Source organism: Kocuria sabuli (genome assembly GCF_040981185.1).
Classification (GTDB): Bacteria; Actinomycetota; Actinomycetes; order Actinomycetales; family Micrococcaceae; genus Kocuria; species Kocuria sabuli.
This window is the reverse complement of the sequence record NZ_JAVHZE010000015.1, coordinates 45,443-69,846: the sequence shown is the minus strand read 5'-3', so window position 1 is coordinate 69,846 and position 24,404 is coordinate 45,443. Positions and strand designations below refer to the sequence as shown.

Annotated in this window: 15 protein-coding genes and 3 pseudogenes; 8 read left to right on the top strand and 10 right to left on the bottom strand. The window is 68.0% G+C overall.

All coding sequences use genetic code 11. The features are described 5' to 3' along the window. Positions 1-52: 52 nt before the first annotated feature. Positions 53-967 (top strand): protein kinase family protein, encoded by a 915-nt coding sequence (locus RE027_RS13905; protein WP_368808867.1) that lies wholly within the window; start codon positions 53-55, stop codon positions 965-967. On the opposite strand, the gene RE027_RS13900 is transcribed toward RE027_RS13905, so the two are convergent. Then, positions 962-2,065, bottom strand: coding sequence for a tyrosine-type recombinase/integrase (locus RE027_RS13900; protein WP_368808866.1), 1,104 nt, complete (start codon positions 2,063-2,065; stop codon positions 962-964). The genes RE027_RS13905 and RE027_RS13900 overlap by 6 nt on opposite strands. 510 nt (positions 2,066-2,575) lie before the next feature. Here RE027_RS13900 and RE027_RS13895 point away from each other — a divergent pair. From RE027_RS13895 to RE027_RS13885, 3 genes are all read left to right on the top strand, one after another. Further along, positions 2,576-3,430, top strand: a complete 855-nt coding sequence (locus RE027_RS13895) for a PhzF family phenazine biosynthesis protein (RefSeq protein WP_368808865.1) — start codon at positions 2,576-2,578, stop codon at positions 3,428-3,430. Between the two features lie 483 nt (positions 3,431-3,913). Further along, positions 3,914-4,816, top strand: a complete 903-nt coding sequence (locus RE027_RS13890; protein ID WP_368808864.1) for a CPBP family glutamic-type intramembrane protease — start codon at positions 3,914-3,916, stop codon at positions 4,814-4,816. A gap of 597 nt (positions 4,817-5,413) precedes the next feature. Continuing rightward, positions 5,414-5,911 carry a hypothetical protein gene (locus RE027_RS13885; protein ID WP_368808863.1) on the top strand — a complete coding sequence of 166 codons (498 nt, stop codon included), beginning with the start codon at positions 5,414-5,416 and terminating at the stop codon, positions 5,909-5,911. A 699-nt stretch (positions 5,912-6,610) separates the two neighbouring features. Here RE027_RS13885 and RE027_RS13880 read toward each other — a convergent pair. The 6 genes and pseudogenes from RE027_RS13880 to RE027_RS13855 all read right to left on the bottom strand — a co-directional run bounded on the left by RE027_RS13880 (position 6,611) and on the right by RE027_RS13855 (position 16,814). After that, on the bottom strand, positions 6,611-10,924 hold the full coding sequence (locus RE027_RS13880; RefSeq protein ID WP_368808862.1) for a multicopper oxidase domain-containing protein: 4,314 nt from the start codon (positions 10,922-10,924) through the stop codon (positions 6,611-6,613). A 615-nt stretch (positions 10,925-11,539) separates the two neighbouring features. Next, positions 11,540-12,791 (bottom strand): IS3 family transposase gene (locus RE027_RS13875; RefSeq protein ID WP_438612439.1). Its coding sequence is split into 2 segments (ribosomal slippage): positions 11,540-12,502 and positions 12,504-12,791, totalling 1,251 coding nucleotides; the frame shifts between segments, so codons are not numbered across the junction. A gap of 51 nt (positions 12,792-12,842) precedes the next feature. Then, a pseudogene (locus RE027_RS13870) lies at positions 12,843-13,580 on the bottom strand (leucine zipper domain-containing protein); the annotation flags it as partial. Positions 13,581-13,709: 129 nt separating this feature from the next. Continuing rightward, positions 13,710-14,305 (bottom strand): annotated as a pseudogene (locus RE027_RS13865) (recombinase family protein). A 172-nt stretch (positions 14,306-14,477) separates the two neighbouring features. Further along, a pseudogene (locus RE027_RS13860) lies at positions 14,478-15,227 on the bottom strand (NADPH-dependent F420 reductase); the annotation flags it as partial. Positions 15,228-15,278: 51 nt separating this feature from the next. Further along, positions 15,279-16,814, bottom strand: coding sequence for a DHA2 family efflux MFS transporter permease subunit (locus tag RE027_RS13855; protein ID WP_368808861.1), 1,536 nt, complete (start codon positions 16,812-16,814; stop codon positions 15,279-15,281). Positions 16,815-17,275: 461 nt separating this feature from the next. Between RE027_RS13855 and RE027_RS13850 the strand changes: the two genes are divergently transcribed. The 4 genes from RE027_RS13850 (at position 17,276) to RE027_RS13835 (ending at position 21,182) form a co-directional block, all read left to right on the top strand. Beyond that, on the top strand, positions 17,276-17,878 hold the full coding sequence (locus RE027_RS13850; protein ID WP_368808860.1) for a TetR/AcrR family transcriptional regulator: 603 nt from the start codon (positions 17,276-17,278) through the stop codon (positions 17,876-17,878). Positions 17,879-18,083: 205 nt separating this feature from the next. Next, entirely contained in the window at positions 18,084-18,800 is a 717-nt protein-coding gene (locus tag RE027_RS13845; protein ID WP_368808859.1) for an NADPH-dependent F420 reductase, read from the top strand. Positions 18,801-19,322: 522 nt separating this feature from the next. After that, positions 19,323-20,657, top strand: coding sequence for an NtaA/DmoA family FMN-dependent monooxygenase (locus RE027_RS13840; protein ID WP_368808858.1), 1,335 nt, complete (start codon positions 19,323-19,325; stop codon positions 20,655-20,657). An 84-nt stretch (positions 20,658-20,741) separates the two neighbouring features. Then, complete coding sequence (locus tag RE027_RS13835) at positions 20,742-21,182, top strand: flavin reductase family protein (RefSeq protein WP_438612441.1); 441 nt, start codon at positions 20,742-20,744, stop codon at positions 21,180-21,182. A gap of 42 nt (positions 21,183-21,224) precedes the next feature. On the opposite strand, the gene RE027_RS13830 is transcribed toward RE027_RS13835, so the two are convergent. Genes RE027_RS13830 through RE027_RS13820 form a run of 3 tightly spaced genes read right to left on the bottom strand, consistent with a single transcriptional unit; the run spans position 21,225 to position 24,087 of the window. Beyond that, complete coding sequence (locus tag RE027_RS13830; protein WP_368808857.1) at positions 21,225-22,277, bottom strand: LacI family DNA-binding transcriptional regulator; 1,053 nt, start codon at positions 22,275-22,277, stop codon at positions 21,225-21,227. Then, positions 22,274-23,062, bottom strand: a complete 789-nt coding sequence (locus RE027_RS13825) for a TIM barrel protein (RefSeq protein WP_368808856.1) — start codon at positions 23,060-23,062, stop codon at positions 22,274-22,276. Before RE027_RS13825 ends, RE027_RS13830 begins: the two co-directional genes overlap by 4 nt. Then, complete coding sequence (locus RE027_RS13820; protein ID WP_368808855.1) at positions 23,059-24,087, bottom strand: Gfo/Idh/MocA family oxidoreductase; 1,029 nt, start codon at positions 24,085-24,087, stop codon at positions 23,059-23,061. Before RE027_RS13820 ends, RE027_RS13825 begins: the two co-directional genes overlap by 4 nt. Positions 24,088-24,404: the final 317 nt, after the last annotated feature.

The following is a 24,404-nucleotide window of genomic DNA, read 5'->3' as shown; positions in this document are numbered from 1 at the left end:
GGCAGACCAATCTGCAGAACTGTCGGCAGCGATCAAGGCTCAGCGTCTGCTCGTGGCCCAAGACGCGCCTGAGAAGGTGCCGGTGTTCGAGCGCGTCGTTGGGATGCTGCCAGGACTGCAGGATCAGCTAGGTCTTGGTCAGTTCTTGGGGGCACTGGCCCTTGACCACAAGCCCAGGGTGCTCTACCGCTTCCTCGTGAAGAAGGACTTACCGATCGCAGAACTGGGGCACCAAGTCGTTCTGAAGGTTTACGGAGACGGTCCGCGGGGAGAGGGACCGATCCAGCAACTGTGGCGGGCCCGGGGCGTGAACGTTCCGCGTTTAGCGTGTGGTGAGGAGATTGGTTGCAGCTGGTTGGTGATGGAATACCTAGACCTACACCCAGTTATGAGCTTCCCCGTCGACGAGTTGCAACTCGTCGACCAACTAGCACGCATGGCCAAGACCATGCACCGCCCAGCTCACGGATTGGCGCCGGTGCTCCGCCCTCTCGATGAGGTCATGGTGCCTCGGTGGAAGGAATCGGTGGTCGCCTTAGGCCGATCGGGCTTAGATATTCCCTCCACGTGGCTGAGTAGGGCCGTTGCCGGCTACACAAGCGCACCGGCCGTTCCTCTGCACGGCGACTTGGCCCCGGCCAACATGGGCACCCGGGGAGGGAGTCTCATCCTGTTTGACGCTTCCGCGCTTTATGGGACCTCCTGCTTCGACGCAGCACGATGGTCGGCGCGGACAGGCCCAGGCGGAACCGGCCCAGAGGCTCTATTCAGGCGTTGGATGTCCGTTGAAGGCCTGCCCACAGGCCGGGAGTCCTGGGAACTGCTTGCTGCAGAGTGCGTATTAGAGGCCGGGTCCCGTGAAATCATACGATCACGCGCCGCACAGGAAGACCCCTCCCTGCCCCATGAAGAGGTTGCCGACGGAGTGCCGGAGCTGCTTGCGGTGGCTTCCCGGCTGTGGTCATGAGTCAGCTACCGCCTGCGCGGCAACTTCCGATCGTGGGGCAGTCCCGTGCCTAGGGTTGGGTTGGGTTGGGATGAGTGGGTGGGCGTTGATCGCCACGGACAGCCCCCCGGGCAACTCGTCCAGGTACTTGGAGGTGGTGCTCACCGAGGCGTGCCCCAACAGCTGGGCGACGACTTTCACGTCCCAGCCCTCGGCCAGCATCAGGGTCGCTGCGGTGTGCCGCAGCCCGTGCGGGACCACTGCCCTCGCGTGGGCCGGGTCCGCGGCACGGGTGCGTTTCACGGCCCGTTCGAGCAGCCGTTCGATGTCGCGCACCGCCAGACGGTTGCCGGTGGGAGAGAGCAGCAAAGCGGCCGGCGCCGCGGAGCCAAGACGAGCTCGGTAGGCCACGATCACCGCCTCCAGCCACGGCGGGAGAGGCACCGTGCGCCAGGTGCGGCCCTTGCCGTAGATCTGCAGGGAGCCCGGGGAGTTGGGCGTGGCGGGAGTGTAGTGGTCGGTGTCCAGGCCCACGATCTCCCCGGCCCGCAATCCCAGTACCCCCATCAGGGCCAGGGCGATGGCGTCACGGTCGTGGTGGACGTTCGTGGTGTCGTCGCCGGGTCCGTGGGTGAGCAGGGCCTGGGCTTGTTCGAGGTCCAAGGAGGTGCGCTCAACCCGGAGCTTGCCTTCGTCTTTGGGTTCCATCTCGGAGGTGCGCATGGGGGAGACGGTCGCGAAGGCCTGGTCGACGCAGTAGGCGAAGAATCCCGACAAACTCCGGCGCATCCGCAGCGTCGAGCCGGCGGCCTTGGTATCGGTGGTGGCCATTCGCCGCCGCGGGTCCTGAACCGTCTCACCGGGTCCCGGTCTGCGGCGGTGATCGGCGGTGTTGGCGTAGGCAAGCAGGACCTCGTCGATGTGTAGCCCGGTCACCGACTCGGTTGTGTGCGCCTCAGCGTCAGGGAGGAGCTCGAGGAAGCGGTGCAGGTCTGCGGTGTAGTTGCGCACGGTGGCCGGGGACAACCGCCGGATCAGCACCTTCCGCCGGCAAACCTCCAAGTAGCGCTCCGCTGCATCGGGAAGCGGGATCTCGGTCGGTATCGGTGGCAGGGCCATGACAGCACTCCTCTGGGATGGTGGGTGACCACCAGGCCTTAGTCTCGTCGTGTTCATCGTGTCGGGCTGCCCATTCCGGACCTCGCGCCCGACGAACACAGTCGCCGGAGGGTGGAGACCACGGACGCTACCGACTGGGGTGGCATCCAACCGCAGGCGATGCCACGGTAGCCCTGGGATAGTCAGGGGAGGGGCATCCGGGTCAGCATACCGTGTCGTGTTATTACGCTACTACGACGCGATCCTGAAGCAGGTCACCATGGACCCATCTGGGAGCTCCTGTCAGGGCCTTCCGAGTCTTCGTGTCGGCGCCCCTCGAGGGCCCGATCGAACAGCACGAAACGCTCGTGCTTCACATGTGGCGTCTCCAAGGGCATGCAGAGGGTCATGATCGCCCTGGCGGTGGACACTGAGATGGTGACAGGTGTCGCCGCCCATTTCATCGACTCGCTCGACCCGACCAATCCAGCTGGTATCTGATTTCTGCCATATCTAGCACAGGGAGTTCCCATGACCTGGCCTGCATCAAGCATCCGCCGTTACGCCGCTTTCAGCGACACACCCACCGGTGGCAATCCCGCTGGAGTCGTCCTGGATGCCGCCACTTTGGACGAGGCCCAGATGCAGGGCATCGCCGCGCAGGTCGGCTACAGCGAGACCGCTTTCCTCACCGGGCCGATCACCCAGGACACCGTGATCCCGGTCCGTTACTTCGCCCCTGAGGGCGAGGTCGACTTCTGCGGTCACGCCACGATCGCCACTGCCGTAGCCCTGGGGGACGTGGCCGGAGTTGGTGCATACCAGCTCGCCACTCGCGTCGGGATCGTCCGGATCACCGCCGATCGCGACGCCACCGGCGCCACCGGAACCTTGGAAAGTCCTCCGTTGGACTGCTTCCCTCTTCAGTCGGCACACCTGGATGCCCTGTTGCAGGCATTGGGCTGGTCGGAGGCCGATCTGGACCCCGAATACCCGCCGGCCATCGGCTTCGGCGGCAACAAGCACCCCATCCTCGTCAGCCGTGATCCCCAGCGGTTGCGCACCCTGGACTACGACTTTGATGCCCTCAAAGCCCTGTGCCGGGAACACCAGTGGATCACCGTTCAGCTCATCACCTCCACCGGGCCAGGAACCTGGCAGGCGCGTGACCCCTTCCCATGGGGCGGTGTCGTTGAGGACCCTGCCACCGGGGCCGCCGCGGCAGCCTTCGCCGGTTACCTCGCCTCCCTGGACCGCATCACCCCCGGAGACTCATTTGTTATCCACCAGGGCGCCGACATGGGACGACCCAGCACCCTTGAGGTCACCTTGCACTCCCACACGGCCACCGTCAGCGGCCACGCAACCCCCATCCCCGCATCCTGAGCACTTACCCCAGCAGGAGGGACTGAGTTTCGATGCACTCACCATGGCCGGGCGGAGGACCGCCTCGTGTGCAGGACCCGGAGCGGAAGCTGTCTCACATGTGGCACAGCTTCTGGCCTGAGCTCGGTACAGGGTTGCTAAGTCAGACGTCGCTGACGATCTCGCGCACCCAACGTCGCAGCAAGGGCTCGTAACCGGTCAATGACCACTGCTGGCGCATACGACCTGGACTGTCGGAGCTGATCGCCGATTCGTAGGACCTGTTCTGGTGGGTGGGCTCGGACGGCCCGGTCCACGATGCCTCGGTGGGTGGGGTCCTGAAACATTGCCTCGAGCTGGGCGGAGGGCCGGGACGCGGGGGCACACTGAAGGGCGAAACACCTGTGCGAGGGCCTACGGAGCGAACCCGGAGGAGGGCATCCGGGTGGCCCCTGTCGGGCGGGGCACGGGGGAAAGCGGCAGGCATTTCCCAGGAGGTACACCGTGACCACGCCGACTCCACCGCATCGGAACACCGAGCGTCGCCCCGCAGGTGATTCCCCGGCTCGGCGCCGGCCTGTCACGGTCTTCTTGGTCCTGGCACTCACCCTGGGCTGGACGGCGTTGACTGTGCCGGTGCTCACCGGTTTGCCCGGGGAGCCGTTCTTGCTGTTGCTGAACTACATCGGTCTGCTGGGCTCGGCGTTGCTGGTCACCCGCCTGGCCGACGGACCGGGGGCGGTCCGCAGGCTGCTGCGCCGGGCTTTCGCCTGGCGCTTCGGTGTCGGGCGGTGGGCTGTGATCCTGATGGGGATGCCGGTGCTCACGCTGGGGCTGGCTGCGGCCACCGGCACCCTGGTCTTTCCGCCGGCCGGCTGGGCGGCCGAGGCGGGGTGGTACCTGTTCAACACGCTGATCTTCGGGGCACTGGTGCTGAACCTGTGGGAGGAGTCCGCCTGGGGCGGGTTCCTCCAGACCCGGCTCACCGCCCGCCACGGGCTGCTGGTCGCTGCGCTGCTGACCGGGTTGCCCTTCGCAGGCATTCACCTGCCGCTGTACCTGGCCGAGGGCTGGAACCGCCAAACCGCCACGAACATCGCGCTGCTGTTTCTGTTGGTGCCCTTCTATCGCTACCTGCTGGGCATGCACCTGCTCGATACGGGCGGCAGCGTTCTGGTCATCGGCCTCCAGCACGCATCCTGGAACGCCGCCGGGAGCCTCGGTGCGGTGCAAGGGCAGTGGCAGGTCATGGTGGCGGTGGTCGTGCTCACCGTCCTGGTGGCCCTGGAGCGCAGCCTGCGGGGTGGAGGCTCCCGGCCGCTCGACCGGGACGCTGAACGACGGGCAGCTGCAGCATGGACAAAACCACACCACACCGACCGGTCCCTCAACCGGGACCGTGCGTGAACAACCACAGGCCCTTGAACCACGCCCGGGGACACCCAGGAACGCTCACCAAGTGATCTAAAAACACGCTCAGCCGCTGCTTGCGCCTTCCCTCGTCATGGACGGTGCCGTGATGGCCACGAGGAAGCACACACGGGTGGTGAGCCACCGGTCGTGGAAACGGATTGCAGCCATGAGCCGCCACCGCCGGCGCGGGCACCTGGCGGGCGGGCCTGAACTGACATCCCCTGCATAACGACTTGTCGACGCTTGCGCCCAGGCCGTTGTCGGTCCATGCACCCGCGCGTAGATTGCAGTTCTCGGGACTGTGCCCGGCGCCGACAGTCGACGCGGACGGTTCCGGAACGGGGGACGATCACCATGTCACGGACAAGCCGATCACGATCACCCCGGGTGCTCGGAACAGCGGCGGCGGCCTTCTTCGCTCTGACCGCGACCGGAGTCCCCGCCGACGCCGGAGGACCGATCGCTCCCAGCCCACCGTCCGGGGTGACTTCCTGTCCCCATTCCCCGCCGGAGGAGCCGGCCGAGCTCACGACGTACTCGGCAGTGGTCGCCGACGCGGCAATCGCCTTCGAGCACCCTTCCGCATGGACGGTGAGCGAGGATTTCACGGACGTGGGCGGCACGGCGACGGTCCTCGGCGAGAACGGTGCGCCGATCGCGTCCCTGGGCGTCTTCCTGACCTGGGGTGCGGTGTGCGGCCCGGACTGCACGATGCCGCCGGTCCTCCACCTGGAAGAGGTGCCCGGGGATGAGCCGTTGTCCAACAGCGGGGACTTCGTGGTGCGCACCGTGGCCATGGACCTGACGGAAAGTCCCGAGCTCCGGCAGGCCTACGAGTGGTCGGACAACGTGCGGGTCGTGACCTCCCTGACCGACGCCGAAGTGCCGGTGCCCACCGAGATGCTCCCCTTCGTCATGTACGGCGTGGGACTGATCGAGACGGGGGTGCTGGCTCCCAACGAGATCTACTACCGCCCGGTGATCTTCAGCTCCACCCGGGACTTCGCCACCCTCGAGGAGGCTAAAGACTACGCGTCCTCGGTGGAGCACCGACAGGTCCAAGAGATGATCGCCTCCTTCCGGGGATAGCCCCAAGGTAAGACGCCGGGCTCGCCATGGCCACGGCGACCGCCGACGGCCCAGGCCGGGCACCGACCGGTGCCCGGCCGGAGCGGACCTCGGGATCCTCGCGGCTGGCAGGTCCCGTCGAACTCGCTGGCGATGATGTCGACGGCGTTGGACGCGAAAGCAGCCGTCAGCGTCACGGCCACCGACACCGATAGGGCGTAGACCGACGCGGTGGTGCGGCTCGTGTACTGGACGTCCAGACGAGCGTCCAGCTGTACCCGGGCAGGAGGTTATTGGCGCGGGCCGAGGGTGAAGGGGTGGGCGTTGACCGCCACCGACAGCTCCCCGGACAACCCGTTCAGGTACTTGGACGTAGTGCTCACCGCGGCATGGCCCAGTAGCTGGCGACGACTTTCACGTCCCACCCCTTGGCCAGAATTAAGACCCGCATCGCCTGCCCGGGATCGAAACCACACCTCGTCCGGGCAGGCACCGCTAGCTCCTGAAGCGGACCATCTTCTGGATCCTGTGCTTCCAATGACTCGGGCTGCACTAGAACCGCACCGAGGTCATGCTGCTGTCGATGCTGCTGCCCACTGTCACGCTCGTTATCCTCCCCTTGCGCGTTAGATCATCGGGTGGTGAAGTCAGGGCCACCCCTCTTCCAATGGCCGAGTTCAATAGGGGTCGAGGTGGCCTGATCCGCATCTGATTGTGTCTTCACTGCGACTCAGGATGATCGGTGCTGGTGGACGTTTTGTGGCCATCGGTGCCCACCGTGGGGCCGACCCGGAGGATTCCCCACATGCCCTGAGGGACGGCCCACTTGAGCACCCCGCTGCGGTAGGCGTGGTCGCCCTCGTGTGTGGGGGTGAACTCGAATGTTCGGGCGCTACCCGAGCTGATGGCAGATTCGGCCGAGACCATGGATGCCGTCTGTGCTCCGGCATCTGATCGGAAGCGGTGCTCTGGCCACGTGACGCCGTGGATGGTGAAGCTGTAGGCGCGGGGCTTGTCGAGGGCGCCCACCAGGTGGAAGCGCACTTTCCGTCCGGCCGGCACTTCCCAGACCGGGGTAGCCGGTTCCTTGTGGAGTGAGTAGTCGCTGCCGCGTGGGTCGAAGATCGGCCCGATGGGTTCAGCACGGTAATTGAACCCCTTTTGGCCCTGGTCCTCCTTTTCTGCTTCACCGACTTCTTCCGGGGGGTCAGGGAGCGGGAAGCCGGGCTTGCCGTTGTTGTTGAGGAATAGCCGAAGCCCGTCCTGCATCAGCAGCACGATCTGCTCAGTTACCTGCTCCTCGGCGGGGAGCTCGGTTCCCTTGCGTGTGACGGTCACGTGCGGCCCGTGCCACTGCTCCACCTCGAGGTCCGGGGTGGTGGCTACTGGATGAGGTGTGGCGTCATTGGGCAGCACGACAAGGGCTCCTACCAGACCGTGGTGGCGGTGGTGGCGGACATCGGCCATGTCCTGCAGCAGGACTGGTCCGAGCGGCTCATTGCTGCCGGCGGGGCGAGTGGTGTCCCAGCGGTACTTCCGGGTCTGGCCGGGTGGGACCGTCTGTGGTGGGTTGAACCCGACGTTGGCCCCGTCGTGCTGGGTGACGTCGTAGGTCACGAGATCGGCGTGCAGTGAGACCTGCTGGGACACGGGGCGGTCGGCCCGTTCCACGGGGACCTCGGGGGCGAAGGGCTCGACGCGCAGACCAGCAGAGGGGGCAACGGAAAGGCAGTTCTGGAGCTCCACCACCACCTGATCACCCTCCTGACACCACAGCACCAGGGGTTCCAGATCCTCCGGTGTAGTCGGGTCCGGGCAGGGCTCGTCGAAGGTGTCGACCAGTTCGTAGATGAGTGCGTACGGGTCGATGATGTCGTCCCGGTAGCGCAGGTTGGCCAGCCTGGCCCGGACCCGGAACAGTCGCTCCTTTGGTGGGGGTCCTGGTGTCGCGGTGACGTCTGCTGAGGTGGCGGTCTCTTCTGTGGCGTGCCTCGGTGTGTGGGTGTTTTCGAGGGTGACCAGGTCGGGGGGTAGTTCGGCAGGTGGCTTGTCGAGAGCGCGGATCAGTCCCCAGCATCCGAGCCACATGTCGTCGGCTCCGGAGAGTTTGTAGAGGTAGTCGCCGCGGTGGAGCGGGGCCTGGTTGATGAAGGTGAAGGCCTCGGCGAGTCCGGTGGTCTGCTGATTGCGGATGATGGAGTCCACCTGCTCGCGGAAGCGCAGCCACCGCAGCGCGTGGATCTGGAAGCTGTGCGACTCCTCGTGTGATCCCTGCAGGAGGCGGATCCAGACGGGATCGTTGGCGTACGCAGTGAAGATGGTGGTGTCCGGGTCGCCTTGGACGCGGGAGTTGAACCAGTTGGCCGGATCCCCGCCGCGTTCCCGTAGCGGTGCGTTGCGGTAGTTCAGGCCCATCACGCCCTGGTCTCCGTGACCGCCGGGCTGCGCCGGCGGGTTGAGCGCCCGGTTGTGGCGGTCCCACATCGGGATGAAGTCACCGATTCCGATGCAGAACTCGCGGAACCAGCGCGGCTGACGTATGTCCTTAGGGTGGCGTTGGATGAGCGCCTGGACGCCGGTGACGATGTCGTGGTCGGCCTCGATGTGGCGCAGGAAGCGCGAGCCGGCGGGTTCCACGAGTAGGGCCCCGAACAACCCGTGCTTCTGCCGGTAGTTGGCGAACAGGTGGTCGTGGAAGAAGATCGTGCCGTACTCCTGGTCCGCCCACCAGCGGTACACCATCTTGCGTCCGTGCCTGGCCCCGCTCATGTAGTTCCAGCCCACGCTCGCCCCGTCGGCGCAGATGGGGTCGAACTTCACCATGTGAACGTGCGGGGCGCACTCGCCCTCCCACGGCAGCGCCGGGCACGGCGGGAAAGCGTGGTCGAACTCGGTTTCCTCGATCACCTCAGGGGTGTCGTTGCGCATGGTCAGGTTCACGATCTGCCCGTGCTGGGCGCGCAAGAACAGCGGCTCGAGGGGCCCGGGGCGGTCGGCCGGGTCGCCTTCTGCGGCCAGGTAGTAGAGATGACCGTCATCATCGTGCCAGCCGTGGCTGTTGTAGTCGATGCGCCGACGCGCCACGACGATGTCGTGACACACCTGGGTGGAGATGTTCTCAGCGAACAATGTCTCGGGCTTCTTCCATTCCTGCGCTTGTTGCCCGGCCAATCGGTTGCGGGTGAACAACTCCCCAGGAACCGGCAGGGCGTTGAACGCCTCCCTCTCCAGGGATGTCGGGACCGGGCGGTAGTCGAAGTCGGCCGGCATGTCGGCTGCCCGCAGGGAGGTCACCCCGCAGGGCAGCTCGGAGGCGTGCCTGTCCTTCTCATTGCAGGAGCGTTCCTCCTCAGTGAACTCACGATCCGGCCACGGAGGACGGGGCGATTTCTGCTGTGGTGTCCCGGGGATGTAGAGCGGGTAACCAGGCTGCTCAGGGGTGGGCGATGGCGGGGGCTGTCGGTCGGGCAGAGGCAGGAGCCGCTCGATGCGGGTGCCGTCCGGATAGCGTCCGATCCGCCGTCCGGCGTACACCGGGTCCTCACTCGCCAAGACATCGCCGTCCCCACCGTCCTGGCGGGTCTCGAAGGTGCGGAACATGCCCCACATGCCCTCGTGGAAGTGCGGGTACAGGTGGCAGTGGAAGATCACGTCACCGGCGACCTGGTGGCGGTTGCCCGCCCCCCAGAGGGGGTCGATGGTGTGCCCGGTCTGCGGGCTGATGGAGATGGCGTCGATGCGTGGGGAATCAGGGTCTTGGGCCACCGCGTGCCACTCATAGAGGTGCAGATGGAAGACGTGCGTCTCCTTGACCGCGGTGTGAACCAGGCGGATGCGGACGGGGTCCCCGATGTATGCCCGCAGGATCGGCGTGACGGGGTCCCCGAACATCCACGAACTGTGGTGCTGCTCCTCGTTGAGCACCGGCCGCTCCAGGACGTGACCGGTGCGCATCCACCTCCACATCGTCCGTTCCCGGTTGATCATCGGTTCGGCACGGTAGGAGATGGGCATGATCGGCAGCTCTTCATGTCCGCCGCCGTGCCCACCCCCTCCGTGGCCGCCGCCGTGATCGTGCGCGGTGCAGGGACTGGTCTCCAGCGCATCGTGGGCGGGCACGTACTCCGGCTCGTCGTGGAAGAACACCACGAACTCCCGGTGGGCCTCCTCCTCGAAACAGGCCCGCTCCTTCGGCGCCCGCCACTTGTGGTCGGCCAGCGTCGTCGTGGACTCCTCGTCCTTGCTCGGGTTCATGCCCGGCGGGATCACATCGAGATAGAGCCCGTCGAGCTGCTGGAAATCCCCTGTCCCGTCCTCCCCGTGAGAGGCGATACCGGTGATCGGGTCCCGCCACGTCGTGCCCGGCGGTTCCACGACGAGGGCGCCGAAGAGCCCGTGCACGTTCGTACCGTCCTCCGCGCCCGAGTAGTTACCGCCGTCGTGGAACGGGAAGACCCCCTCGTGGTCACAGGTCCACGTGTACTCCCGCTTGCCCCCGAACGGGGCAAGATTTGAGGGGTTGGCTCCGACGTGGGAGCCGTCGGAGGTGGTGACGTCATAGCCGCCGGCGACGAGGTGCAGACCCACTGCGCGGTCCTTGATCTCGTTGTGCAGGGTCACGGTCACCTGCTGCCCGCGGCGGGCGCGCAGCACCAGGGGGCGGACCAGAGGATGGGGCTGCATGGCCTGCGCAGGCGTCATGGGCAGATCGACTTTGATGATCTTCGCGCGGTCGCACGCCTCCTTGTACAGCTTCCCCAGATCGACGTCCTCCTTGCCGTCCGAGGGTCCTCTCCGCTGTCCCACCTGCGCCAAGGCCCGGATGTACCGCAGGATCGGGAGGTTGTCGCACAGCGCGAAGAGCATGCCGTTGTGGTCGTGATCTCCCTCCCGGTTGTAGTAGATCGTCATCTGTAGGGCAACGACGTCGTAGTGGACGGTCGTGGGCGCCGTGCCGTCCGTTTCAGGACCCGGCGTCACATCAGGTGGTGAGTCCGGTTGCTCACGGGGCAGTGGAGACTCGGTGGTGGGCATGCGATTCACCTTCCGGCTGGTGCATGGAGCAACGGGTCTAATTGGCAGGACGGCCGCCAACGGCGGGTTCCTGTCCCGGGGTGGAACCCGGTCAGATGTTCAATAGGTGGTGGGGTTATTCGACGCATCGGCCGCGAGAAAAACCCTTACTCCGCCTCTTGTGGTCGAGGTGCAAAATAGTTTTCAGATGCTCTTTCGGCTGGTCCCCACGTAGCCTGCTGTGGCATTGCCGGTCGTGACGGTTGTCTCGACCAGCACTGGACCCGTCGTGTGGGCGGAGTGCGGAGAGGAAGGATCGGCGTAACGATGACCCAGCCCCTCGGATTAGTTGGCGGGTGTAGCGCTAGAAAGTGTTCTGACCAGGACTATCGTCTCTGCGGTCTGTCACTCAGCCGTGATTACTACCGCGTCACTGAGGTGAGGTTGACGCACGGATGAACGACATCCGATTCAGCACGCTCCTGGGACGGAGGGCAGGACTGCGCGGGCGCCCACGCTCAGTACGCGAAGACGACCTGTAAGGCCTGTTTACCAGTTGCCCCGGAAACAGCATGCATCCCATACCACCTGAGTAATGGTGCGCATAAGAACCCTCGCAGTTGTCCCGTGACGGGTTCAGTAGAGGCTCGGTACTGCCGCTTCGGCTGTTGCCGGGGCGGTGTGGTGACGATAGTAGGCGTCCTCGAACTCTGTCGGGGGTACGAGTCCGATCTCTCCGTGCAGGCGCCGGTGGTTGAACCAGTCGATGTACTCGGCCACCGCGATCTCCAGATCGTCGATGCTCTTCCAGGGGCCCCGGTTGCGGACCAGTTCGGCCTTAAACAACGAGTTGAACGCCTCGGCCAGGGAATTGTCGTACGAGTCCCCGGTAGATCCCACCGAGGCCACCGCCCCGACCTCCACCAGGCGTTGGGTGTAGCGCACAGCGACATACTGAACTCCCTTGTCGCTGTGGTGGACGACCCCGGTGGTGTCGTGGTCCTCCCGGGCGCGGGTCCACAACCCCATCTCCAGGACGTCCAGGGCCAGATCGGTGCGCAGGGAGGTCGACAGCTGCCAGCCCACGATCCTGCGCGAGAACACATCGACGACGAACGCGGCGTACACCCAGCCGGCGAAGGTCCGGCAATAGGTGATGTCCGCGACCCACAGCCGATCCGGTGCCGTGGCGGTGAAGGACCGCTCCACCAGGTCCGGTCGAGTGTCAGGGCCCGTGCCGGCCACGGTGGTGCGCGGCCCCTTGGCCCTGCTGATCCCGCGCAGCCCGGCCGCACGCATCAGCCGGTGCACCGTGCACCGGGCCACTCGATGACCTTGCCGGCGCAGCTCGGCGTGGACCTTGGTGACCCCGTACACCCCGTAGTTGTCCGCGTGCACCTCGGCGATCACCGTGGTCGTGGCAGCGTCGCTGACCGACCGCGCTGACGGTGGCCGGGTCTTGGCGACGTAGTAGGTGCTCGGGGCGATCTGTGTCCCGGCCTCCGTGAGGACGCGGCAGATCGGCTCGACCCCGAAGTCACCCTTGTGAGCGTCGATGTAAGCCACTACCTGTTGTGTGGGTAGAACGAGCTCACGCCGCGAAGAAAGCCGAGGCCGACCGCAGGATGGCGTTGGCTCTGCGGAGCTCCCGGACTTCTTTCTCCAGTTCGGCCATCCGCTGGGCGTCATCAGTGGTGGTTCCCGGCCGGTACCCCTCGTGGACCTCGGCCTGTCTGACCCAGTTGCGCAAGGTCTCCGGGTTGATCCCCAATTGCTGCCCGATCCGGGCCAGCGCCCCGGCCTTCGTCGCCGGGTCCCGCCGGGCCTCCACCGCCATTCGAGTCGCGCGCTCCCGCAACTCGTCCGGGTACTTCCTCGGTGCTCCCATGACTCTCATCCTTTCGTGGAATGAAAGCCTCTACCAGACCCGTCACGAGACAACGGCCACGCCCCGGTCGGCGAACCAGACGATGGCCCGGCGCAGCACCTCGATGGCAGTGTCGGCCTTCTCGTCGGCGCAGATCTCGGCATAGGCCACCCGCGAGTAGTCATCGATCACGGTGTGCACGAAGGCGGTCCCGATCACGGGGCCACGCACCTGACCTTTGCGGCGCTGGGCATCGGTTGCTGCGCGGTTGCGGTCGCCCTGCTGCTTGCCGACGTAGCGCCAGCCACCTCCACCAGGGATATTGCCGAACTTAGTGACATCGACATGGATCAGCGAGCCTGGGAGCTGGTGCTCGTAGCGGCGCAGAGGTTCACCGGTGACGCGGTCGAGGCGGGACAGCCGGTTGATCCGGCAGCGCACCAGTACCGCGTGCACGGTCGAGGCGGGCAGGCCGAGACGGCCGGCGATCTGCACCGGTCCGAGGCGGTGGCGCCAGCGCAGCGCGACGATCCGACGCACCAGTGCCGGGCGGGTCCGGGTGGGGCTGGTGTGCGGGCGGGAGCTGCGGTCGGCCATCCCGGCCGGGCCTTCGGCCCGGTAGCGATCGGCCCATTTCTTGGCCGTGCGGGGGGAGACCATGAACATCTTGGCCGCTGCGGCATAGGTCCACTGGTCGTTGACGATCAACCGGGCCAGCCGCAAACGGGTGCGAGGAGTCAGGACGGCGTCATTCGTGGGACACGAAGACCTCCGGTTGGTGAAGCGGTGAACTAGACAGCTCCACTTCACTACCGGGGGTCTTCCCCTGTCAGCCCCACTCACCGCCGCGAGGCGGGACAACCTCCCTGGACATCACATCTAGGGCGACGCTGTACCGACGGATCCGGGAGCTGCCGCAGCCAACGGCCATCTGGGCTCTCAGTGGGTGATCTTGGCGCTCTCCCGCTGGATGGCGCGGTAAATCGTCGCCCTCGACACCCCGAACAACTCGGCCAGCTCGGCCAGCTCGGCCTGATTGTGCTCACCCTGCTCATGCAGCGCCATCAGATGGCGCCGCTGCAGGGCAGAGTGCTTCGGCTGCTTGCCCCGCAACCGGCCCCTGGTCCGAGCGATGGCCATGCCCTCGCGGGTGCGCATCCGGATCAATCGGACTCGAACTCCGCGACCATGCTCAGCACATTGAACAGCAACTGGCCCACCGGATCCGTCGGGTCGTACTGACTACCACCCAGTGAGAGCACCACGCCCTTGGCGGTGAGCTCATCGGCGATGTCCCGGGCATCAGGCGCCGACCGGGCCAGGCGATCGAGCTTGGTGACCACCAAGGTGTCTCCGGGCCAGCAGGCAGCCATCGCCTCTCGCAACCCTGGACGGGTCCGGTTCGCCCCGGTCAGACCGTGATCCACGTAGATTCGGCCCTCGGCCACACCCAGGCGTAGGAGGGCCTCGCGCTGCACGGTGAGGTCTTGTTCGATGGTGGAGACCCGAGCGTACCCGACCCTCTTCCCGGCCATGCATCCAGTGTTGCGTAGAACGGGCGTGTGCGGGCACCCCCTCTATGAACGGGTCATACGGGCATCAACCACACCCGGTTTCACAGCGAAGCACCCCAAGCCACGGCCTCGTACCGGTGAAGGTCGGTTGTCGCCGCGTCTGCTGGGGATTGGGACGACGGGTTGTGTGGGTTCAGATGAAGAGGGCGCGGTTGAGACGCACGCCGTATTCGGCGTCGGGGTTGGTGGTGGCGTCCCCGACCCGTTCCTGGATGGCGGCGACGGCCAGGTCGCGTCGCTTCGGCGATCGCCTCGCGTCCGCTGCTGCCCACTGCTCCGGCATCTCTTGGAGGGTGAGGTCGGTGCAGTAGCACGGGGTGCCCGGCTGCTGGCGCCACGACTGCGCCAACGGGCCCGCGTCGAAGGCGTCGAAGCCGGTGGCCTCGACGAGAGCCATGCCCACGGCCCGGTCCTGGTCGTCATCGGCTGCCACAGGGATGGCGATGCGGTCCGGGCTATCCGCCGGCTTGTTTTTGGCCGCGAAGGAATGGGAGCCGATCGCGTTCCACGCCTTGACCACCGGTCGTCCCAGCTGTTCAACCACCCACAGGCTCTCGACCTGACCGGCCTCGATGGCCTCGATCCTGCCGTCGCGCTGCGGATAGTAGTTCGAGGTGTCGATGACCACGGTGCCGGACGGCACACCGGTGAGCAGCGGCGCGATCTGCGGAAGACGGTGCAGGGGAACGGAGAGGATCACGACGTCGACATCGTTCACTGCCTCGGCCGCCAGGACCGCGCGTCCGCCTGAGGCCAGCGCCTCGGGCCCGATTGTCTGTGGGCCGCGCGAGTTGGCGACCTTGACGTCGTGTCCGGCTGCGCTCAACCGCTGGGTCAGAGTGGTGCCGATGTGCCCGATGCCCAGAATGCCGATCTTCATGGTCTGTCTCCTCGCTGCAGGTGGATGCCCCCGATGGGGGCGAGGGGGTGTGGGTCAGGCCGTTGCCGCCGAGGCACCCGGTGTGGGTTCTGCGGGGGTGTGCGGGTCGAGTGGTCGAGGCCGGCGCACGAACAGGGTGGCGAGGGCCGAGGCGGAGGCGATGACGGCCGCGGCGGTGAAGGCGGCTTGTGCGGCGGCGACGGACTGGCCCAGATCCAGGGGTCCGGTGCCGTGTGCGGTGGATCCGAGGGTGTGGGCGGAGACGAGGATGGCGGTGCCGGCCGCGCCACCGAGTTGCTGGATGGTGCCGAAGGCCGCGCTGCCGTGGGGGTAGAGGTGAGCGGGCAGCGCCGAGAGTGCGGCCGTGGTCAGCGGGCTCCACATCAGCGCCTGCCCGACGATCATCGCGATGTAGGCGATGAGCAGGGTCGAGACGGCAGTGTCAGCGTCGATCCGGCTGAGGAACCACAGGGAGGCGGCCACGATGAGCGCTCCGGGGATCGCCAGGGGTCGAGGGCCGAGGCGGTCGTAGAGTCGCCCGCCGATGGCCGAGACCACGGCGATCGTGACACCGCCGGGCACCAGGAAGAGCCCGATCTGCAAGGTGCCCAGCCCGCTGACACTGCTCAGCACCAGCGGGAAGACGACTCCCGTGCCGAAGGCCGTCATGGTCAGGGCCAGCATCACCAGCAGCGGCACCGTGAACGCCCTGACAGCGAAGATCCGCACGTCCAGCAGCGCGTCGTCGGTGCGCTGGAGCGCCCGCTGCCGCAGGACGAACGCGGCGACGCCCAGGACGCCCACGAGGATGGGGAGGTAGGGGGAGACGGGGGTGTGGCCCGAGGTGGACTCCCCGATGGTGGCCAGCCCGTAGACCAGCGCACCGAACCCCGCGGCCGAGAGAGCGAGGGAGAGTACGTCGAGGGTGACCGGCTCCGGTGTGGTGATGTTGCGCAGCTTCACCGCACCCAGCACGAGTCCGACCAGGGCGACCGGCACCATCAGGATGAACAGCCACCGCCAGCTCAGCTGGGACAGCACCAGGCCGGAGACCGCCGGACCCAGGGCCGGGGCGGCGGAGGACACGATCACGACCAGCGCCATGATCCGGCCCTGGCGGGCCGCCGGGACCAGGCGCATGGTCGTGGCCATCAGCAGCGGCAGGAAGACGGCGGTGCCCACTGCCTGGATGATCCGGCCGGTGAACAGGACCCCGAAGCCGGGGGCGAGAGCGGCGAGCACCGTCCCCAGGGTGAAGAGCGACATCGCGGTCAGGAAGATGGTGCGCAGGTGGAACTTGCGCATCACGAAGCCGGTGGCCGGAATCAGGACGGCCAGGACGAGCAGGTAACCGGTGGTCAGCCACTGCCCGGTCGTCGCGGTGATCGCCAGCTCCTCGATGAGCGTGGGCAGCGCGACCCCCAGCAGCATCTCGTTCAGCAGCACGATGAAGGTCGAGGCCATCAGTAACCCCAGCACCAGGCCGTCACCGGGGGCGAGCTTGTCGCGCGAACCCGCGACCTGGGAAGTGGCCAGCACGTGAGGGCCGGTATCGGGCTGTGGGTCGATCGACGCCTGGCGGGTAGTCATCGGGGGTTCTCTTTCCTGATGCGGTGGGCTCAGCCTCGCGGAGGGCTCTGGGCAGACCGGGTCCTGTGGTCGACGGCGAGGGAGGGGCGTACCCTCAAACGGAGGGCGCCTCCACATCAGTAAACCGGAGAGTGTCTCCCTTTGACAAGTGACTGCTTCTCTCCCTGCTTGTGATCGTGGCCACGTCTGGGGTGGCGGCTGGCGACTGGAGTTTGTGGGCCGATGACGCAGCAGGGGTGGTGCTGGTACGCGGACCACCCGGAGTGCGCGCCGCAGATCCCGGACCGAGTCCCCGGCGGTGGTGCAGTGCGGTGACTGGAACTGGGTGGGTTCGGCAGGTGGTCGGTGGTGCGAGTCCTGTCGAGCGGGACGCGTCGGGTTTTGAGCTGGAGGATGCCCTCGCTTGCCCTCGGCGACCATGCGGAGATAGTCTCCACTTAGTCGAGGAGAGGATCCGGACCATGACCGAGGCAGAGACCGGCACGCGCAGGCCGCGCACCGACGCCCGGCGCAACCGCACACGCATCCTCGAAGTGGCCGAGGAGTTCTTCGCCGAGGCCGGCATCACCGGGTCCCTGGACGCCCTGGCCAAGCGAGCCGGTGTCGGAGCAGGAACCCTCTACCGGCACTTCCCCAACCGCGACGCCCTGCTGGCCGCTCTGCTGCAGGCCCGCAACGAGGAGCTGGAGGCCCAGCGCGAGGCCCTCCGGCAGGAGGCCGACTCGGCGGTGGCGCTGGAGCACTGGCTGGACGCGCTGGGGGAGTGGGTCACCGCCTTCGACGGGCTGCCCGATCCCCTGCGGGCGGCACTGTCCCAGGAGTCCTCCCCGCTGGCGATCACCTGCCAGGGCTTCATCGCGACCACCGAGGAGTTCCTCGGCGCGGCCCAGCGCGAGGGCACCGCCCGGTCGTGGGTGCGTGGGCGGGACCTGTTCCTGGCCGCCCTGGCCACGGCCTGGGTGCGCGGGGCCGCCATGGCCGACGAGGCCTCGACGCAGGCCGTGCGCGAGATGGTCCGCTCCGGCTGGGCCACACCCCGACCCGAAGACACCCCGGCGACCTGACCAGCACCAGTAGCCACGGGGACGCCCGCACAGCCCAGTGCCGAGCACGGCGCTCCTCAGGACGAAGCGGCAACGACCGCGGAGTCCGTGAGGGTTCCCAGGTATCGGCCCGCCGGCTCCTCGTGAACCGCCACTGCGGGCCCTACGCCCGAGTGGACGTCACCACCTTCATTCCATCCCACCTACCCCGGAACGAGGACTCGTCATGCCCACCCTTGGCATCATCGGCAGCGGCAACATCGGCGCGGCCATCGCGCGCCTGGCGACAGCGGCCGGCATCCCGGTCGTCATCGCCAACTCCCGTGGCCCCGAAACCCTCACCGACCTCGTCGCCGAGCTGGGTCCGCTGGCCACCGCCGGCACCGTCGAGCAGGCGGCCGACGCCGGGGAGCTCGTGGTGCTGTCCGTGCCGCTGACCGCGACCACCGCCCTCCCGGCGGGGCTGCTGGACGGCAAGACCGTGCTCGACACCAGCAACTACTACCCGTTCCGCGACGGGCGCATCCCCGAGCTCGACGCGGAGGAGCTCACCACCAGCGAGCTCGTCCAGCGACACTTCACCGGCGCCCGGCTGGTCAAGGCGTTCAACAACATCCTCGCCCACCACATCCCCGCCCTGGCCCGCCCCGCCAGGTCCCCCGACCGCACCACCCTGCCCATCGCCGGCAACGACGCCGCGGCGAAGACCCAGGTGACGGCACTGATCGACCGGCTCGGCTTCGACACCCTCGACGTCGGCGCCCTGACCGAGAGCTGGCGGTTCGAGCCCGAGGCTGCCGCCTACACCCGCCTCTACCTCGCCGACCCCGCCACCCCCGATGAGCGCCTGCTCGAGGCCCCCGCCGCCCCCGTCACCGCCGCCCGGTTGGCCTCCGCCCTCGAGGGGGCCCAGCGGGTGCGGGTGGCCGAGCGCACCTTCTGACCCGGCCCCGGAGGCGCACCCGCTTACCGATCCCGACGGTGATGACCGCCCCGGCCCGCCCCTGGGTCGAGCGTGCGCCGCCGTGATGCCCAGCCCAGAAGATCACTCACTGGGTGATGAATGAGGCCTCGTCCGCAGCCCCGGCGCCCTTCCCCCATGCCGCCCCGATTGAGGACGGGAGTACCGCACAGTCCCGGGGCGGGGTGAGGTGTGACTCTGGAGTCGCCTCGGTGCTGACAACAAGGTGCCACCCCGCAGACCGGCCCTCCTGGCGATCGTCGGCAACCAGGCGCCGAGCCCATGGGCCAGGGGCAGCGCCGGGCCGCCGTCGGGATGTCGACACGGTTGCCCACTACTTCGCCGGCGACATCGGTCCCCACGGTTACCCAACACTCATCGGCCTCTCCGGGTCGAGGAGGGGGGGGGTCGCTCCGTTGACAATGTGGAGACAGTCTCCATATCTTTGGGACAAGTAGGCGGAGAGACACTCCGTTTAAGTTCCCTCACACTGGAGAATCCTCGATGACCAGCCCGCAGATGATCCTCGGCATGCAGCTCGGCAACGGCTACGGTTCCCAGCCCGCCGCCTGGCGTGCTCCCGGGGTGGACCCGTCCAGCTACACCGACTTCGACGCCCAGGTGCGCTACGCCCAGGCCGCCGAACGCGGGAAGTTCGCGTTCCTGTTCCTGCCCGACTTCCTGGCCCTGAGCGGGAACCTGGAACACGAGGCGCCCCAGCTCACCCTGGAACCCATGATGACGCTGGCGGCGATCGCCCGTGGCACCCGGCGCATCGGGCTGGTGGCCACCGGGTCGACGACCTTCAACGAGCCCTACAACCTCGCCCGGCAGTTCAAAGCCCTGGACGTGATGAGCCACGGCCGTGCCGGCTGGAACGCGGTGACCACCAGCGACCCCAGCTCCGCGGCCAACTTCGGCCGCCAGATCGCCGCCCGCCCGCAGCGCTACCAGCGCGCCCACGAGACCATCCAGATCACCCAGGCGCTGTGGGGCAGCTGGCAGACCGACGCCTGGCTGAGGGACACGAGCACCGGACGGTTCGCCGACCCGGCGAAGATCCAAGCGATCAACTTGGGCGGGGAGCACGTCGCCTCCCAGGGGCCGCTGCCTGTTCCGCCCTCGGAGCAGGGCCAGCCGGTGATCTTCTCCGCCGGAGGCGGAGCGAACGGACTCGAGATAGCCGGCCGGTACGCCAGCGCCGTCATCGGTGCGGTCTTCACGATCGAGGACGCACGCACCCAGCGCGAAGCCATCAGGGACGCTGCGCGCGGGGCCGGACGGAACCCCGACGAGGTGAAGTTCTTCGCCGGGGTGATGCCGGCCATCGGCCCCACCAAGCGGGCCGCCCTGGATCGCCGCGTCGCCTTGGGTGAGCACACGTTCCCGGCCCGGGTGCCGTACCTGGGGTCCATGCTGGGACTGGAGCTGGAGGTCAGTCAGCTGGACCGGCCACTGACCCCCGCCCAGCTGGCCGCTGCGCGGCCTAGCCCCTTCGATCCCCGCTCCCCGCGAGCCCTGGAGGTCGCCCGGGAGGGGTGGACCATCCGCGACATCCTCGCCCACGGGGTCATCGACTACCACCCCACACCGGTGGGGCCCGCGTCAGTGACCGCCGATCACCTGCAGGAGTGGTTCGAGGCCGGGGCCGCCGACGGTTTCTGGGTCTCCATCGACGTCTACGAGGACGGGATCGACACCTTCGTCGACGAGGTCGTGCCCATCCTGCAGGAGCGCGGGCTCTTCCACCTCGACTACGAAGGTCCCACCCTGCGCGAGAACCTCGGGGCCCCTGCCCAGTACGGGCTGGACCCCCGGCTCACGGATCCGGCCCGATGAACCCGGCCATGAGCACAGCAGCCCACCGGCGGGACATCGACCCCCCGGGCCTTCGGGGACACGCTCGGGCTCTACGCCTCTGGGATCACGATCATCACCGGCCATGACGAACAGGGCCCGATCGGGTGCACCTGCCAGTCCTTCTACAGTGTCTCCACCGACCCGCCGCTGATTTCCTTCAGCGTCAAGAAGACCTCCACCACCTATCCCCGGATCCGGCAGACCGGGAGATTCGCGGTCAACGTCCTCTCGCAGGCGCAGCAGGGGGTGTCGAACCAGTTCGCCCGCAAGGGTGCCGACAAGTGGGCGGGCATCCGATGGGGCTCGACCCGGGCGGGCAACCCGGTCCTGGAAGACACCCTGATGTGGCTCGACTGCGAGAGCTGGGCCGAGCACGACGCCGGTGACCATCTCATCGTCCTGGGCAGGGTCATCGAGATAAGCCCGGCCACCCAGCCCGTGCGCGAACCTTTCCTGTATTTCCAGGGTCGATACCGTTACCTGCACCCGGACCAGGCGCCCTGAGGTGCGTCACCAGATGTGGTGCCGGCATGGTGAGCTGGCCCCTCAGTGGCCGGCGGGTGCGGTGCTGGTGCGGGTGACGAGCTGGGCGGGAAGCACGGTGTGCTCCCCGGTCACGGTGGTGTCCTCAGTCGTCGCATCCAAGCGGCGCAGCGCCAGGTCCACGGCGGTGCGGGCGAGCAGGCGGGGGTCCTGTGCCAGTGTGGTGAGGTCGAGGTAGGGCAGGGAGGCCTGCTCGGAGTCGTCGAAGCCGACCACCGACAGGTCCCCGGGCACGCACCGGCCCAGGATCCGTGCCTGGCTGACCACCCCGACCGCGCAGCGGTCGTTGAAGGCGACCACGGCGGTCGGCGCGGGGTCCTGGGCCAAGAGCTGGGTGATCGCGGTGGCACCGCCGGCCTCCGAGGCGCCACCGCGCACGATCAGCATCTGCTCGCCGAGGCCTGCAGCGGCCATGGTGTCCTGGTAGCCGGCTCGGCGCCTGGCTCCGCCGGCCTCGCGGTCGGCGTCGATGTAGGCGATCCGCCGGTGCCCGAGGCCGAGGAGGTGCTCCACGGCCAGGACTGCGCCGCGGTGGTCGTCTGTGGCCACGCTGTCGAAGCCCGCCGCGTCGAAGGCCCGGGTGGCCGAGACGACCGGCAGGGTCGCACTGATCTGTTCGAGGCGGGCCTGGGACAGGGCACTGCCCAGTAGGATCAGGGCTTCGCACCGGTCGCGCAGCAGGGCCTCGAGGGCGGCGTCCTCGGCCCGGTGCGGAGTGACGGCGGACAGCACCATGTCGTAGCCCCGTTGCTGGGCGGCGGTGTGCAGGCCATCGAGAATCTCCCCGTGGAATGGCTGGACGGGTTCGAAGGCCACCCCGAGCAGCCGGGAGCGGCCCTGGCGCAGCAGGCGGGCGCGTTCGTCGCGGCGGTAGCCCAGTTGGGCGGCCACGGCCAGCACGTGGGCGCGGGTCTCCTCACTGGCCCCGGGGGCGTCACGGAAGACGATCGAGACCAGGGGCTGGGAGACCCCGGCCGCCCGGGCCACGTCGCGCATGGTGACGCGGCGCCCGGACGGGCGGCCGGGAGCTTCGGGGACCGGGGCGTCCGGGGTCACGCTGAGGACGTGGTGAAGGCGTCCCGGAAGCGTTCCAGGGCCACCTCGGGGTCGGCGGCGGCGAAGGCCTCCATCGCGATCACTCCTTCGTATCCGGTCTCGGTCAGGGCGGCGGCCACTCGGGGGTAGTGGATCTCCCCGGTGCCGGGCTCGCAGCGTCCGGGGACGTCCGCCACTTGGATCTCTCCAATATACGGAAGCGCGCGGGCGCACAGCTCCACCAGGTTCCCCTCCCCGATCTGGGCGTGGTAGAGATCGAGGTTCAGTCGCAGATGCGGGCTGTCCACGGCTGTGACCAGGGCCAGGGTGTCCTCGGCCCGGCCGAAGGGCACCCCGGGGTGGTCGACCGCTGTGTTGAGGTTCTCCAGGGTGAACACCCGCCCGTGGCGTTCGCCCAGTGCCGCCAGCCGCTCCAGGGTGCGGGCGGCGGCCAGCCAGTCCGCCCCGGTCACGACCTCGTGGGCCACCACGGGCAGGCCCTGCGGGTCCAGTCCGGTGCCGTGGACGTTGAGCCGGGGGCAGTCGATCACCTCGGCCGCTGCCAGGGAGTCCTCGGCGGTGCGCAGCAGCTGTGCCGCCCCGTCCGGATCGATGAGGCTGCCGGAGACGTAGCCGGTCATCGACCCGAACCGGGCCCCGGTGCCCACCAGAGCGGGCAGGTCCTTGGTGGTCCAGTCCCAGATCTCCACCTGGAAGCCGGCCTCGTGCAGCCGCCGCACGCGCTGTTCGAACGGCAGGTCGGGGAAGAGCATCTCGGCGTTGGCCGCCAGGGTGAATCCGCTCACCGGGTGACCCCCACCAGCTCCAGGGTCACCGGGGCGCCGGTGCGGCAGGACTCGATGCAGCCCAGGGCGATCCGCAGCGCGTCGCGGGCCGCCTCCACCCCCGGACCCTGCGAGGGATGTCCGAGCGCGGTGTCGGTGAAGGCCTGCAGCTCGCCGGTGTAGGCGGTCCGCATGGACTGGGTGTCGGCGCGCACCGTGTCGATGCCGATGCCCTCGGGCCCGTAGTAGCGCATGCTCGAGGCCGCCAGGTCCCCGGCGGTGACCATACCGGCGGAGCCGAAGGCCTCCGCCCGGGTGTCGTAGCCGTAGGCGGCGGCGAAGCTGGCCTCGGCGGTGGCGATCGCCCCGTTGTCGTAGCGGATGGTCACCACGGCGGTGTCCAGCAGCCCGGCGTCCTTGAAGTCCGGGGCCACCAGGGCGTCGGCCACCGCGTGGACCTGCAGCGCCTGCGCGGCGGGGTTGAGGAAGTTCAGGGTGTCGAAGTCGTGGATCAGGGTCTCCAGGAAGATCGTCCACGGGGCCACGGCCGCCGGGTTCGCCAGCCCCGGGTCCCGCGTGGTCGAGCGCAGCAGCTGCGGAGTGCCGATCCGCCCGGCCTCGATCGCCGCGCGGGCCTGCGGGAAGCCATCGGCGAAGCGGCGGTTGAACCCGATCCGGAAGAGCACCCCGTGGGTCTCCACCGCGCGCCGGACCCTCTCGATCTCCTCCAGCGTCATCCCGGCCGGCTTCTCGCAGAAGATTGCCTTGCCCGTCGCGGCGACCTGCTCCACCAACCCGGCGTGGAAGCGGGCCGGGGCGGTGATCACGACCGCGTCGATTCCCCGGTCGGCCAGCAGCTCGGCCGGATCGGCGTAGGCGGCAGGCATGTGCAATGCGGTGGCCAGGCGCGCTGCGGCGCCCTCGACCGGGTCAGCGATCGCGACCAGTCGGGCGTTGGGCACGGTGCGGGTGATCAGTTCGGCGTGGCTGGAACCGATCCGGCCGGCGCCGATCAAACCGATGTTCAAGGTACGGGGATCCGACACGGGATTCTCCTTCGAGTCAGGGGTGGAGCGCGGAAGGGGAGGCTCAGGAGCGATGTCCTCAACATGTCCTGACAAACCTTTGGCAGAAAGACTAGTACGTATTAGTGTGATTGCCAACACAACTAGCGACCGGGTTTGCGGCAGCGCGTTCCAGCGCCGGGACCCGGCCAGAAGAGGAGACCTTTCATGACTGCACCGCGTGGTTCCGCCGCACAGCGCTGCCAACGGGTATCCCGGCGACCCTGGTCCGCGGCGACGGTACTCGTCCCCGCCCATGGCCTGACCGGCTGCTCACCCTCGGGCGGGCAGCAGCCCAC